The organism is Comamonas granuli NBRC 101663 (assembly GCF_000739995.1).
Classification (GTDB): domain Bacteria; phylum Pseudomonadota; class Gammaproteobacteria; order Burkholderiales; family Burkholderiaceae_C; genus Simplicispira; species Simplicispira granuli.
In genome coordinates this window covers 1-12,792 of the sequence record NZ_BBJX01000003.1, presented here as the reverse complement: position 1 = coordinate 12,792, position 12,792 = coordinate 1, and the positions used below count along the sequence as shown (strand labels likewise).

Genomic DNA, 12,792 nt, shown 5'->3' with positions numbered 1-12,792 from the left:
GCAGCCTCCTGCAGAAGCTCAGGCCGGCAGCCGCTGCATGGGCGCCGGGCTTGTCCGCGGGGCTCCTGCCGGCACCGGGCCCAAGGGGGGTGCAGCGCTGGCGGCCGCACGGTGCACCGCCGGGCCCTCTTGCAGGCGGAACCTCTCCACCGCGCGCACCAGCTCCTGCGCCTGCCCGCGCAGGCTGTTGGCGGCGGCGGCCATTTCCTCCACCAGGGCGGCGTTCTGCTGCGTCACCTGGTCCATTTGCGTGATGGCCTCGCCGACCTGGGTCACGCCCTGGCTCTGCTCGGTGCTCGCCGCGCTGATCTCGCCCATGAGGCTGGTCATCCGCTGGATGGCGCCCACGACCTCCTGCATGGTCGCACCCGCCTGGTCCACCTGCGCCGTGCCGGACTCCACACGCTCCACGCTGGCACCGATGAGCTGCTTGATCTCCTTGGCGGCCTCGGCCGAGCGCCCGGCCAGGGCGCGCACCTCGGAGGCCACCACGGCAAAACCGCGCCCCTGCTCGCCCGCGCGCGCCGCCTCCACCGCGGCGTTGAGCGCCAGGATGTTGGTCTGGAAGGCAATGCCGTCGATCACGCCGATGATGTCGGCGATGCGCCTGGAGCTCTCCTGGATGCCCTTCATGGTCTGCACGACCTCACCCACGACCGTGCCGCCGCGCTCGGCCACCGCACTGGCCGAGATGGCCAGTTGATTGGCCTGGCGGGCATGGTCGGCATTCAGGCGCACGGCGGAGTTGAGCTGCTCCATCGACGCGGCCGTCTCCTCCAGCGCACTGGCCTGCTGTTCGGTGCGTGCGCTCAGGTCCTGGTTGGCCTGGGCGATCTGGCTGCTGGCCGCGGCCACGCTTTCGGAGCCGCCGCGCACCTGCGCCACCACCGAGCGCAGGCTCTCCAGCATCTGCCGCAGGGCGCCCAGCAGCAGGGCCGTCTCGCTGCGCCCCTGGGCATCGATGCGCACGCCCAGATCGCCATCGGCCACGGCGCGGGCCACAGCCACCGCCTGCTGCAGGGGCCCCGTGATGGCGCGGATGATCCACAGCGCCAGTACCACGGCCGCCCCCAGCGCCAGCGCAATGGCCACCCCCACGGAGAGCTGGATGGACGCCACGGCGGCGCCAGCGTCGGCCACCGACTGCTCCTGCAGCTGGGTCTGCAGGGCAATGAGGGCATCCGTCGCCTCGGCGTAGGCTTGGAACACCGGGCGCCCCTCCTTGAGCAGGGAGGCGCGTGCCGCTTCGTCCTGCCCCTGGCCCATCAGGTCCATGAAATGCTGCTGCACCTCGATGGAGCGCACCCGCTGCGTTTGCAAGGCGGCCAGCAGTTCCTTGGCCCGCGGGTGCCGGATCTGCGCCGCCAGCTGCTCCACGCGTTCATTCATGCTCTGGCGCCGGGCCTGCACGGCCTTCTGCAGGCGCTGGAACTCGTCACCGCCCTCGGCAATGGTCATGTCGCGCAGGGCGATGGCGATGCCGTTGGAGTCGTCGCGGATGTGGTTGAGCAGGGCCACCCGCGGCATGCGCTCGTCCGTCACCACCCGGAACTCCTGGTGGAGTGCTGCGCTTTTCCAGAGCGCCACCACGCCCAGGCCGACGATCAGCAGGCCCATCAGGGCAAAACCCAGCGTCAGCCGGGTGGCGATCTTCATATCACCGAGATTCATGGTTTTCTCCTTGCGGGTTCATGGCATGGATGGAGACATCAAACCAGTTGATGAAAAATGTATCTTGATGTTACGGCCCTGGGCGCGAACGCACAAGTGCCGCCGGTCAACCCATGGCGGCCATCGGGCAGTCACGCGCACCGGGGCGTTTGCGGCTAGCATGCAGGCCACGCCCCGAAAGCGCCCCATGGACCTCAAGCCCCTCATCACCCTGCTGGCCATCGTCAACCCGCTGGCCATCGTGCCGTTCTTCATCCACTACACGCAGGGCTTCTCCGACGCGCAGCGCCGGCGCACCATCCGCACGGCGGCGTTCGCCGCGTTCTGCGTGATCGCGGCCTGCGCCTTGCTGGGCCTGCAGATTCTCGATTTCTTCAATATCTCGCTGCAAAGCTTCCAGGTGGGCGGGGGCATGCTGCTGCTCATCAGCGCGATGAACATGCTCAACGCCCAGCCGGCCGAGGCCAAGCCCCACACCCATGAACTGGAAGAAGGCGCCGAAAAGGCCGCCGCCGGCTCCAGCATCGCCGTGGTGCCGCTGACCATCCCGCTGCTCACCGGCCCGGCCACCATGTCCACCGTGGTGATCTACGCCGACCGCGCCCAGACCTTCTGGCAGCACGCCGCGCTGGTGGGCTATGGCGTGGTGATCGCCGCGGCCACGGCGGTGAGCTTTGCGCTGGCCGAGCCGATCTCGCGCTTTCTGGGCAAGACGGGCATCAACGTCATGACCCGTCTCATGGGCCTGATCCTCGCGGCCCTGGCCGTGGAGGTGATGGCCGAAGGCCTGAGCAAGCTGTTCCCGGCACTGGGCGCGCACTGAGCAGCCCGCCGCCCGGGCAGGCCCAGGAATACAGGGAAAATTCGCCTCCAGCGCCCGTCCAGCAAGCGCAAGCAGCTATTTATTTGGTAGCAACAGATGGCGCACTGTGCGCCGCGTGGCCGTGCCCGCCCTGGCCGGCCAGCGGGGCGATGAGCGCGCCATCGATGGCGCCCAAGCCCAGCACCTGGCCGCCGCGCTGGGCGGCAAAGCGCTCGGCGGCGGCACGCTCGGCGAAGGCGGGCAGGTTGCCCGCGCGCATGGGCCCGCGTGCGCTGGAGCCATGCACATACCAGGCGCCGGCGGCGTCCACCCAGGTGCGGCTGGGCACGTCGGTGACATAGCGCGCCACGATCTGTGCGGCGCTGCGCCCGGGGCTGTAGCGCGCCACGTCCTGCAGGTACATGAACAGCGAGAGCGGCGAGTCGAAGAACTGCGCGTCGCCGTTGTCGAAGATGACCTGCGCCGCCCAGTCGGGCGCGCGCTCCGGGTACATGCCGCACACCGGGCAGCGCACGCCGGGCGGCACCGGCCGCGCCGCGTGCAGCGGCAGGCCCGAGGCGCGGTCGTAGGGCGTGGGCGGCGCGACGATGCAGACATCGCCCTCCTGCACCACGACCGCGGCGTGCGGCGCGGGCTGCGGCGGCGCGGCGCGCCACTGCCAGCCCTGCACCCCCAGCGCCAGCAGCAGGAGCAGCGCTGCGGCCACGGCCAGACGCTGCGGCCAGCGCCGCGGGGCGGGGTGCGAGGGCGGTGACGGCATGGCGCAGACCCTGGCGGCGCTCACATGCGCGTATCGTGCAGCGCGCCGCCGCTCAGGTCCACCATGTCGCGCTGGATGTCGGCAAAGCGCAGCACCTTGCCGCCGTACTCGCTGGCGAACTTGCCGGCGTCCTGCTCCTGGGCAAAGCTGGCAATCGTCGGCCCCATGGAGCCGTGGCGCTTGCTGCCCAGCACGTAGAAGGCGGTCTTGGCGTCGATCCAGTGGCCCTGGGGCTCCTCCCACTGCGCCTGGCCCATGTCCTGCACGTAGACGGCGCGCACGGCGCGCACCTGCTCGCCCGCGAGCAGGGTGTTGAACAGCTCCACGGTGTCGCAGAAGAAGGCCGGGCGGTCCTGCCCGGCGTAGTGGATCTGCGCCTTGGGGCCGGGGTAGTCGGCCAGCAGCATGCCGTCGAGCTCGCAGGAGGTCGCGCGGTCGATCTCGACGGGTGCGAGGGATTGCGCCGCGCCGGGCTTGTCGCCGCAGGCCGCGAGCAGGCCGGTGGCGGGCAGGGCCGCCAGGGCCACCAGGCCCAGGGCGCGGCGGCGGGTGAAGCAGGAACAGGTCATGGCTTGAATCTCCAGTGCGCGAGGGCGAGCGGCAGAGCGATCCAGGCCAGCATCACGCCGCCCATGGTGAGCGGATTGCCCAGCGCGCTGGGCACGACGCTGGCGAGGCCGTAGAGGGTGCGCACGTCTTCGAGTGAAAACACGTTGAGGATGCGGAACACATCGGCCGGGTTGAGCAGCAGCAGCCAGGCAAAGGCGTCGCCCGCGAACTGCCCGCCCGTGGTCACCAGGATGCCCAGGAGCAGCAGGTCGAACACCAGCACGAAGAAGAACCAGGTGGCGATGGCCAGGCCCGAGGCGCGCGTGCGGTCGCGCGCCAGCACGGACAGCAGCACGGCCAGGCTCAGGAACGCCAGGCCCAGCAGCACGGAGGAGAGGATGAAGCCGCCGAAGTGGAACAGCGCATTGACGTTCATGTGGCGCCACAGCACCAGCGCCACCAGGCCGAACCCGGCCAGGGTGGAGAGCGTGAGCGCCAGCGCCAGCCCCAGGTATTTGCCCAGCAGCAGTTCCAGCCGCGTGATGGGCAGGGCCAGCAGCAGGTCCAGCGAGCCGCGCTCGCGCTCGCCCACGATGGCATCGAAACCCAGCAGCAGGGCGATCAGCGGGATGAGGTAGATCACCAGGCTCACCAGGCTGGCGATGGTGAACTCGATGGAGCGAAAGCCCACCTGCCCCTGCTGCGCGCCGCCGAAGTAGGCGATGACGAGCGAGAAGATGGTGAAGACCAGCGCCACCGCCAGCACCCAGCGGTTGCGCATGCGGTCGCGGAATTCCTTGGCGGCGACGGTGAGGATGGGGGTCAGTTCCATGGCAATCGTGGGAAGCGGTTCATTGCGCGATGCCGAAGAACATGTCTTCCAGCGAGGGTTCCTGCAGGCGCACATCCTGCACGCGGGCGCCCAGCGGGGCCAGGGCTGCCAGCAAGGCCATCTTGCGTTCGCGCGGCAGCGACAGGCGCAGGCCTGCGGGGCGGGTCTCGGCCTGCACACCCAGGGCCGCGTCCAGGGCCTGGGCGGCCGCGCTGCGGTCGGCCTCGTCCACATCGATCTCGGCCACCAGGGGCAGGGCGGTGCGCTCGCGCAGCGCCTGCACGCTGCCCACGGCCTGCACCCGGCCCGCGGCGAGGATGGCCAGGCGGTCCACGCGCTCCTGCAGCTCGGCGAGGATGTGCGAGGTGATGATCACCGTGACGCCGCCGGCCCGCAGCTCCTGGAGCTGGGCATAGAAGTCGCGGATGGCCTGGGGGTCCAGGCCATTGGTCGGCTCGTCGAGGAACAGCACGCGGGGCTTGCCGAGCAGGGCCTGGGCGAAGCCCAGGCGCTGGCGCATGCCCTTGGAGTATTCGCGCACCGGGCGCTTGCCGGCATGCGCCAGGCCCACGCGCTCGAGCATGGCCGGGCACTCGTGCAGCGGCGCGCCCTTGAGGCGGGCAAAAAAGCGCAGCGTCTCCAGGCCGTCCAGGTTGTCGTAGAGCACCACGTTCTCGGGCAGGTAGCCGAGCTGGCGGCGCACGGCGCGAAAATGCCGTCCGCCCACGGGCGTCGCGCCGACCTGGATGCTGCCCGCCGTGGGGGTCACCAGGCCGAGCATCATCTTGAACAGGGTGCTCTTGCCCGCGCCGTTGTGGCCGATCAGGCCGAAGATCTCGCCCTGCGCGATGTCCAGGTCCACGCCGTCCACGGCATGCAATGCGCCGTAGTGCTTGCGCACGCCGCGCAGCGCAATCGCTGCGGCTCCATCACTGGCCGGGGAAATGCTTGCCACGCCATTGGCTCCATTGTTCGTTGTGGGGTTTCATGCGCGGGTGCGGGTCCACCACCGAGGGCACGCGCAGCACCGGGAACTGGCGGCCCACCAGGCGCAGGGCCTGCACCGCGGGGCTGGCCAGCAGCAGCTTGACGCTGGGGTGGCGCCAGGTGAGGCGGTCCACCATGTCGTTGGCCTCGTAGGGCACGTCGCCCAGGCCGTCACCGTCGCGGTCCCAGCCCAGGTAGTTGCTCCAGTGGTTGCCGCTTTTCTGGCCCCAGGTTTCGTCGCGCGCACCCACGTAGCGCACCTGCTCGCGGTTGGCGACGAGGTCGTTGCCCTCGACCTCGTTGTTCTTCGAGCCCGCCGAGAGGTGCACGCCCACCGTGTTGTCCACGATCAGGTTGTTGTTGAGCTTGATGTACTCCACGTCGTAGATGAAGAAGCCCCGGTTGTTGCCGGCCACGACGTTGCCCTCGATCACCGAGTCCTGCAGCGTGCGCAGCATGATGCCGTGGTCGGAGTTGCCCCAGGCGCGGTTGCCGCGCACCTCCTGGTGGCGCACCTCCATCAGCGCCAGGCCGCCGCGGTTGTAGAACGTGTCGTTGTCCTCCCACAGGTTGTAGTAGGAGTTCATGTAGTGCGTGCCGTAGCGGCTGTGGTGCAGGCGGTTGCCCTTGAACAGCGCGTGGTGCGAGACGTCGACATACAGCGCATCGCGCACGAAGCTGATGTTGTTGTTGAGGATCTTCGCGCCCTTGGTGTTGTACAGCTGCACCCCGTTGCCGCGCTGCGGCGAGGCGTACTCGCGCTTGCCGGTGATGGTGTTGTGCTCGATGAGCACGTCGTTGGCCTTCTCTATCCACAGGCCGAAGAGGTTGTAGGTCAGGTCGCAGTGGCGCACGGTGGCGCGGTGCGCGCCGGGGTAGAGGTAGATGCCGGCGTTCTGGTCCTTGAGGTTGTCGCCCGAATCGCGCACGATCAGGCCCTCGATGACCACGTCCGGCGCGGTGACGCGGATGGTGTCGCCCTGGTTGCCGCCGCTGATGGTGGGGCGGTCGATGCCGCGCAGCGTGAGCGGCTTGTCGATCAGCAGGTTGGCGCGGTAGTGGCCGCGTGCGATCTCGATCACGTCGCCCGGGGCCGCGGCGCGCACGGCGGCGGCCAGATCCTCGCCAGGACGCACCGCCAGCGTGGCGGCCAGGGCTGCCGCCTGCAGGCCCAGGCCGAACAGTACGGCCAGGACGCCGCGCACCCAGGCCATGCTCATAGGATGAGCCAACCCAGGGTTTTGAGCGCCAGGAACAGGGCGGCGCCGATCAGCAGGTTCTTGAAGCCCACGTAACTCATCATGTCCATCACGCCCGCCTTGCGGTAGTTGCCCCGCCACCAGACGCCGTCCTTCACATAGCGGCGGCCCGACAGGCGGATGAGCACCTCGTACACGCTCCAGCCGAACCACCAGCCGATGATGGCGCCCGAGGACAGATGCCCCAGCGCCGCCATGACCCAGGCCACCGTGGCGGCAATGGCCAGCGACAGCCCGGCCACCTGCAGCGCACGCTGGCTGTGCCAGCCTTCGGTGCTCCAGGGCCAGAGGTGGTCGCGCACTTCCATGGCGATCCACTTCCAGCCCGACTCACCCGCCTTGTGCAAGGGTGCCACAGGATCGGTAGGCATGCGTGGGTCGGGGCCATTGGCCGCCTTGGCGCTGATCTGCTCCGCGAAGCTGGTGGCGGGATGGATGGGAATGAAATAGCCGTTGGCGCCGATGGGCGTGATCTCCAGGCCGTCCTTCTCACGGCGCTTGCGCTCCTTGGCCAGGGGCGGGCAGCCCTTGGTGTCGGTGTACAGGATCATGCAGTCCAGGCAGTGCAGGCACTCGCGGTGGTCGATGCGGCCGTCGGCGTCGATCGCCTGGGCACCGCAGCCCACGGCGCAGGCCTTGCAACTGTTGCAGTCCTGCTTGCGCTTGAGGCCGAACCAGCGGAAGGTGCTGGGCATGGCCAGCGAGGCGCCCAGCGGGCAGATGTACTTGCAGTACGGCCGCTCGATGAAGATGGACACGCCCAGGATGGCGGCCACGAACAGGCCGTAGGGCCAGGCGCGGTTGAGCACGCCGACCAGGAAGGTGGTCTTGAACGGCTCGACCTCGGCGAGCTTTTCCGCCAGGCCCATGGAGAACATGGACACCGTGAGCAGGAAGAAGAAGACGGCGTACTTCAGCCACTTGAGGCGGTCGTGCCACTTCTGCGGCAGCTTGGTCTGGAAACGCCCCAGGCCCACGAAACGCGCGATCTTGTAGATCGCCTCCTGCAGCGAGCCGAACGGGCACATCCAGCCGCAGAACAGGCCGCGCCCGAACAGGAACACGGTCACGATGATGAAGATCCAGAACAGGAAGATGAACGGATCGGACAGGAACAGCGACCAGGTCCACTGGAACAGCAGCGAATGGAACCAGGTGAGCACCTGCGTGATGGAGGGCTGGGCCATGTAGCCGAAGCCGACGACGAAGATGCTGATCGCCCAGAACGTGTATTTGAAGCCGTTGACGGGCCACTTGTTCTTGTGCGTGGACAGGCGCGTGAGCTTTTCGCGCAGGGCGTAGACCACCGCCACGGCGAGCAGCAGCAGGGCGAACAGGCTGATCTCCAGCGCCTGCGACTTCCAGATGCGCACCCAGGGGGCCTGCGGCTCCTCGACCTTGGGGCGGCCGCCGTCGAGCAGGCTGGCGGGCAGCCAGTACTTGGACTCGAACACGGCAAAGCTGCGGTGGCCCGTGGCGCGGTCCACGCGGTTGCCCAGGAAGGCGAACTTCCAGGGGTAGGCGGCCGAGAAGGACGCCGAGCGGATCACGAAGATGGCCGCCTCGGTGTAGCGCGGCGCGCCTGCGGCCTCCAGGCCGTAGAGGTTGTAGAAATCGAGATCGCGGAAGGTGAAGGCATCTGCGCCCTGCTTGACCTGCACGCGGTCGAAAATGCCGCCGCGCACAAAACCCGAGCCCTTGAAGGACTCGGCCCCGGCCGTGCGGATGACGAAGAAGGCGTTTTCCTCCGGCTTGATGCGTGAGCGCAGGTTGTCGAAGCCGTTGCTGCCCAGCAGGCTCCTGCCCACGTCGGGGTGGTTGAGGTCGCCGAACCACAGCTCGATGAAGGGCTCGGGGCTGCGCTCCAGGCCCACCTGCTCGGGCCGCACCAGCAACGGCTGCACGGCGCCCATCTGCACGAGTTGCGCCCAGTCGTATTTCTGCCCGCTGACGGCAAAGCGCGCCGGGTCGCGCACCGTGGGCGCGATGATGCCCGTCTGCCGCGCCACCGCCTGGCCCGAGAGCTGCATGACCTGGTTCTGCGCCACCACCGTGACCGTGGCGCCGGAGATGGCGTCCACGCCGATCACTTCCTCTTCAGGGCGCGAGGGGCCGACCTCGATCTTGTCGGCAACGGATTTGCCGAGATACTGGTTGTTGAAGTTGATGAGGGCCGACTCGGGAATGCCCAGCAGCAAAATGGGCTCGGAGTGCTTGAGCACCTTCACGCCCACGTAGTGGCCCGTCTTGTCCATGCCGATGAGCGTGACCACCGGCTTGCCCGAATACGCCGGCGTGTCGGTGATGTCGGTCGAGAGCATCACATAGCCCAGCAGCTTCTTCTGGGCCGAATCGTTGTCGTAGGCCTCGACGTAGGGCGGCTGGCCCTTGCGCTCGGAAAAATGCCCGGCGCCAGGAAAGACTTCCTTGCAGGGCAGCAGCGCACACATGTCGGGCGTCACCGCCAGGTTCGGCGGCAGCTCGGCCTCGTAGGCCCCCGCATGGGCCTGGGGCGCCAGCCACGGCGTCGCCAACAACACGGCAAGACAAAAGGCAACGAACCGCGAACCCAGGACCGACATTGCACTATCCAATTCATAGCAGGTACCGCTTGCAGTACCTGCGTAACAAGCCTAAAAGGCCAAAAGATTGTGACAAGGCACAAGCTCAGAAAAAACACGGCCCCCTCCCGCAGGGCGCAGCCCTGCGGGAGAAGGGGGAAGGCGCGCAGCGCCTCCCGGGGGATGCCTCTTGGTTACTCCACGATCATGCGCGTGCGCATCTCCAGGTGCAGCGCATGGCAGAAGTGCGTGCAGTAGCACCAGAACACGCCGGGCTGGTCGGCCACGAAGGTCACCGACTTGGTCTCCAGCGGGTTGACGATGAAGTTGACGTTGTAGTTCGGGATGGCAAAGCCGTGCGTCAGGTCCTCGATCTTGTCCAGGTTGGTCAGGATCAGCGTGACCTCGTCGCCCTTCTTCACCTTGAACTCGCGCAGGCTGAAGGCCGGGGCCTGCGAGGTGATCTTCACCGTGACCTTCTTGCCGTTGCGGAACACACCGGACTCCTTGGGGTCCTTGATGGCCAGCGGCGACTCGTCCAGGTCGTACACCTGCTTGGGCTTGACCAGGTCGCGCTTGAAGATGATGAAGTCGTGCGGCTCGCCGCGCACCGGGTGGTCGGCCAGCAGCACCATCTTCTCGCCCGAGATGTCGATGAGCTGCTCGTTCTCGGCGTGCAGCGGGCCCACGGGCAGGAAGCGGTCCTTGGAGAACTTGCAGCCCACGGCCAGGTACTTGCCGTCGGCGGCGATGGTCTCGGACTGCGAGGCGTTGATGTGGCCGGGCTGGTAGTGCACGTCCAGGCGGTCCACGACGTACTTGGCGTTCTTGTCGCCCTTGTGGAAGGCGATGGCCTTCTCGATGTTCCACTTGACCACCTGGCTGTCGAGGAACAGCGTGGTGTAGGCGTTGCCGCGGCCGTCAAACGCCGTGTGCAGGGGGCCCAGGCCCACTTCCACTTCGGCGACGATGGCGTCGTCGAGCTTCTCCATCTTGCCGTCGAACCAGTCGAGCACCTTGGCCAGCTCGATGGTGGTGACGGTGGGCGAGAGCTTGCCCGCGCAGATGAAGTACTTTTGGTCCGGGCTGGCGTTCACGCCGTGCGGGTTCTTGGGCACGCTCACGTAGGCGGTGAGGGCCGTCTTGGGGTCCTTGTTGGCCTCGTGCGTGCCGTCCACCACGGGCACCTTGGACGTGCCGATGGTCTTGAACTTGCCCGCCTTCACCGCCTCTTCGATGCGCGCGATGTTGAAGAACAGGCAGGCGTCGCGCTCGGCGGACATCATGTCCTCGTAGTGCACGCCCATCTCGACGTTGTACTGGTTGGTGGCGGCGAGCTTGCCGTCGAACGAGGTGGCCACCAGGTCGCAGTTGCCGTCGATCAGCACCTGCCAGCGCACTTCCATGGTCTCGGCGTCCACGCAGGAGAACAGCGAGCGGTACTTGCTGCCGTCGTCGGTGCCGACATTGTTGGGCAGGGGAATGGCGAACTCACCGCCGCAGAACACGCGCGTGGTGTAGTTGATGGCCGGGTCCACCGGGTCGCGCTTGTCGGGGAAGATGCCGTGGAAGCCCTGCACATTGGGCAGTTGCGTGATCTTGTCGCAGACGAAGTAGTCCAGGCGGATGCGCGCGATGCGGCTGTTGATCTTGTCGTTGATCCAGGCGTAGCGGCCGTCGTAGTTGCCGTCCTTGTACGAGGCGTGGGTGTGGTGCGTGTCGGCCACGGTGTAGCGCAAGGAGCCGTCGGCCTTGGTGCCCATGACGGCCTTGGATTCGTTGGTGACGCCCCAGCCGACCAGCGCATCGGGCACAAAGCAGGGGATGCGCAGCAGCTCGCGGCCCGAGGGCAGGCCCAGCACGCGCATGTCGCCGGTGTGGCCGCCGCTCCAGAGGCCGTAGTAGGTATCGAGCTCGCCGGGCTTGAGATGGACGCTGGCACCGGCATGTGCGGCCGGTTCGGACGCGGGCGCCGATGCGGGCGCTGCGGCCGGTGCGGCGGCGGGCTTGTCGTTGCAGGCGGCGACGCCTACCGTCAGCCCCGCCAATGCGGCGGTATTGATGAACCGGCGGCGGCCCATGCCGGCGGTATCGTTGGGAGAATCCACTTTCTTGTCGCTCATATTGACCTCTCTTGGTTAAGGCACTGGGGAAACAGGGGGCGCTCGCGCTGGCGGCAGCGCCGCCATGGAGGCCAGAAGGAAGGACGCCGGCGGCGGTGCAGGCGCCTGCACGGCAGGCGGCAGGGCCGGAAGACGGGGCGGAAGAACGCCTGGCGGAGCACTCTCCAGCAGGCACAGGAGGCAGTCCATGCCGGCACCCCCATGGCCCGCCGGATGGGCGACGCCCGCAGGGGCCAGGAGTTTCATGGCACCCGCACCCGAGCAGATGAGCTCCATGGTGCGGGGCTGGACCAGCGGCGCCGCCAGCGCCGCACCCATGCTCAACAGCAGGCATGCGGCCATCCAGCGGCGCAACCAAGCCATTGATCTAAGGGTTTTCATGCTTGACAAGTATAGGGAGGCCAAATATCGGTTTCTTGATATGAGTCATGTTGCATGACTATTTTGGCGTCCCCTTCCCAAGCTATTTCAATTACAGTACCAGCAGGTGCTGCGATGCACAACAACATCCGACCTGCGCGCTATGATTTCCCTCGCTGCCGCCGGCCTCTGGCCTGCAGAAGCGCCACGCCTTTCCTCCAACCTTTGACCCATCTTCCACGACCATGAAAAAGCCTGCATCCCTTGCCGCCCTTGCCGTCCTGGCCCTGTTTTTGACTGCTTGCGGCGACAAGAAGCCTGCCGAAGCGCCGGCCCCCGCTCCGGCACCAGCCGCTGCCCCCGCTCCGGCCGCCGAACCTGCGCCCGCGCCGGCCCCTGCGGCCTCCGAGACCAGCGCCGCCCCGGCCGCATCGGAAGCAGCCCCCGCTGCGGCAGCCCCGGCCGCCAACGCGGACGCCGGCAAGTCCGCCTACGGCAAGACCTGCGCCATGTGCCACGCCGCGGGCGTGGCCGGTGCACCCAAGCCCGGCGACAAGGCCGACTGGGGCCCGCGCATCGCCCAGGGCAAGGACACGCTGTACAAGCACGCCCTGGAAGGCTTCACCGGCGCCAAGGGCATGATGCCCGCGCGCGGCGGCAACACCAAGATGTCCGACGAGGACGTGAAGGCCGCCGTGGACTACATGGTCGGCCTCTCGAGCTGAGCGGGGAGATGGCCATGCACGACATGCTCCAGCCCCAGGGCCTGACGCGGCGGCGCATGGCCATGGCATTGCCCCTGCTGGGCGCGGCGGCCTGGCTGCCGGCCGCACAGGCCGCCGCCCCGGCGCCCGTGGCGCGCGCACG

At 68.0% G+C, this 12,792-nt stretch carries 12 protein-coding genes; 3 read left to right on the top strand and 9 right to left on the bottom strand.

Annotated elements, in window-relative coordinates; genetic code table 11:
* Positions 1-18: 18 nt before the first annotated feature.
* A complete protein-coding gene (locus tag CGR01S_RS17175) occupies positions 19-1,671 on the bottom strand; it encodes a methyl-accepting chemotaxis protein (protein ID WP_084690543.1) in 1,653 nt (550 codons plus the stop codon).
* Between the two features lie 187 nt (positions 1,672-1,858).
* On the opposite strand from CGR01S_RS17175, the gene CGR01S_RS03290 reads away from it, so the two are divergent.
* Entirely contained in the window at positions 1,859-2,494 is a 636-nt protein-coding gene (locus CGR01S_RS03290; RefSeq protein WP_042422392.1) for a MarC family protein, read from the top strand.
* A 79-nt stretch (positions 2,495-2,573) separates the two neighbouring features.
* Here CGR01S_RS03290 and CGR01S_RS03285 read toward each other — a convergent pair whose 3' ends face one another.
* The 8 genes from CGR01S_RS03285 to CGR01S_RS17280 all read right to left on the bottom strand — a co-directional run bounded on the left by CGR01S_RS03285 (position 2,574) and on the right by CGR01S_RS17280 (position 11,841).
* Complete coding sequence (locus CGR01S_RS03285) at positions 2,574-3,254, bottom strand: nitrous oxide reductase accessory protein NosL (RefSeq protein WP_084690542.1); 681 nt, start codon at positions 3,252-3,254, stop codon at positions 2,574-2,576.
* 20 nt (positions 3,255-3,274) lie between these two features.
* The gene (locus tag CGR01S_RS03280) at positions 3,275-3,823 is read right to left on the bottom strand and encodes a nitrous oxide reductase accessory protein NosL (protein WP_042422390.1); all 549 of its coding nucleotides are present in this window, start codon (positions 3,821-3,823) and stop codon (positions 3,275-3,277) included.
* Positions 3,820-4,635 (bottom strand): ABC transporter permease, encoded by an 816-nt coding sequence (locus CGR01S_RS03275; RefSeq protein WP_042422389.1) that lies wholly within the window; start codon positions 4,633-4,635, stop codon positions 3,820-3,822. The genes CGR01S_RS03280 and CGR01S_RS03275 overlap by 4 nt, the downstream gene beginning before the upstream one ends.
* Positions 4,636-4,654: 19 nt before the next feature.
* On the bottom strand, positions 4,655-5,590 hold the full coding sequence (locus CGR01S_RS03270; RefSeq protein WP_042422387.1) for an ABC transporter ATP-binding protein: 936 nt from the start codon (positions 5,588-5,590) through the stop codon (positions 4,655-4,657).
* Positions 5,565-6,836: a nitrous oxide reductase family maturation protein NosD gene (locus tag CGR01S_RS03265; protein ID WP_042422413.1), complete on the bottom strand. Its 1,272-nt coding sequence runs from the start codon at positions 6,834-6,836 to the stop codon at positions 5,565-5,567. Before CGR01S_RS03265 ends, CGR01S_RS03270 begins: the two co-directional genes overlap by 26 nt.
* A 2-nt stretch (positions 6,837-6,838) precedes the next feature.
* Positions 6,839-9,463, bottom strand: a complete 2,625-nt coding sequence (locus CGR01S_RS03260) for a NosR/NirI family protein (RefSeq protein WP_042422385.1) — start codon at positions 9,461-9,463, stop codon at positions 6,839-6,841.
* Positions 9,464-9,636: 173 nt separating this feature from the next.
* On the bottom strand, positions 9,637-11,565 hold the full coding sequence (nosZ, locus tag CGR01S_RS03255; protein WP_042422383.1) for a TAT-dependent nitrous-oxide reductase: 1,929 nt from the start codon (positions 11,563-11,565) through the stop codon (positions 9,637-9,639).
* A gap of 15 nt (positions 11,566-11,580) precedes the next feature.
* Positions 11,581-11,841 carry a hypothetical protein gene (locus tag CGR01S_RS17280; protein ID WP_439644721.1) on the bottom strand — a complete coding sequence of 87 codons (261 nt, stop codon included), beginning with the start codon at positions 11,839-11,841 and terminating at the stop codon, positions 11,581-11,583.
* On the opposite strand from CGR01S_RS17280, the gene CGR01S_RS16605 reads away from it, so the two are divergent.
* Complete coding sequence (locus CGR01S_RS16605) at positions 11,810-12,004, top strand: hypothetical protein (RefSeq protein WP_156967492.1); 195 nt, start codon at positions 11,810-11,812, stop codon at positions 12,002-12,004. The genes CGR01S_RS17280 and CGR01S_RS16605 overlap by 32 nt on opposite strands.
* Before the next feature lie 166 nt (positions 12,005-12,170).
* Positions 12,171-12,650 carry a c-type cytochrome gene (locus CGR01S_RS03250; RefSeq protein ID WP_042422380.1) on the top strand — a complete coding sequence of 160 codons (480 nt, stop codon included), beginning with the start codon at positions 12,171-12,173 and terminating at the stop codon, positions 12,648-12,650.
* The last annotated feature ends 142 nt before the right edge of the window (positions 12,651-12,792 follow it).

Bases quoted from the DNA above. Each gene is read 5' to 3' on its own strand.
- CGR01S_RS17175 (WP_084690543.1), bottom strand. From the start codon at position 1,671: ATGAATCTCGGTGATATGAAGATCGCCACCCGGCTGACGCTGGGTTTT.
- CGR01S_RS03265 (WP_042422413.1), bottom strand. From the start codon at position 6,836: ATGGCCTGGGTGCGCGGCGTCCTGGCCGTACTGTTCGGCCTGGGCCTG.
- CGR01S_RS03280 (WP_042422390.1), bottom strand. From the start codon at position 3,823: ATGACCTGTTCCTGCTTCACCCGCCGCCGCGCCCTGGGCCTGGTGGCC.
- CGR01S_RS03260 (WP_042422385.1), bottom strand. From the start codon at position 9,463: ATGTCGGTCCTGGGTTCGCGGTTCGTTGCCTTTTGTCTTGCCGTGTTG.
- CGR01S_RS16605 (WP_156967492.1), top strand. From the start codon at position 11,810: ATGGCACCCGCACCCGAGCAGATGAGCTCCATGGTGCGGGGCTGGACC.
- CGR01S_RS17280 (WP_439644721.1), bottom strand. From the start codon at position 11,841: ATGGAGCTCATCTGCTCGGGTGCGGGTGCCATGAAACTCCTGGCCCCT.
- CGR01S_RS03250 (WP_042422380.1), top strand. From the start codon at position 12,171: ATGAAAAAGCCTGCATCCCTTGCCGCCCTTGCCGTCCTGGCCCTGTTT.
- CGR01S_RS03290 (WP_042422392.1), top strand. From the start codon at position 1,859: ATGGACCTCAAGCCCCTCATCACCCTGCTGGCCATCGTCAACCCGCTG.
- nosZ (WP_042422383.1), bottom strand. From the start codon at position 11,565: ATGAGCGACAAGAAAGTGGATTCTCCCAACGATACCGCCGGCATGGGC.
- CGR01S_RS03285 (WP_084690542.1), bottom strand. From the start codon at position 3,254: ATGCCGTCACCGCCCTCGCACCCCGCCCCGCGGCGCTGGCCGCAGCGT.
- CGR01S_RS03275 (WP_042422389.1), bottom strand. From the start codon at position 4,635: ATGGAACTGACCCCCATCCTCACCGTCGCCGCCAAGGAATTCCGCGAC.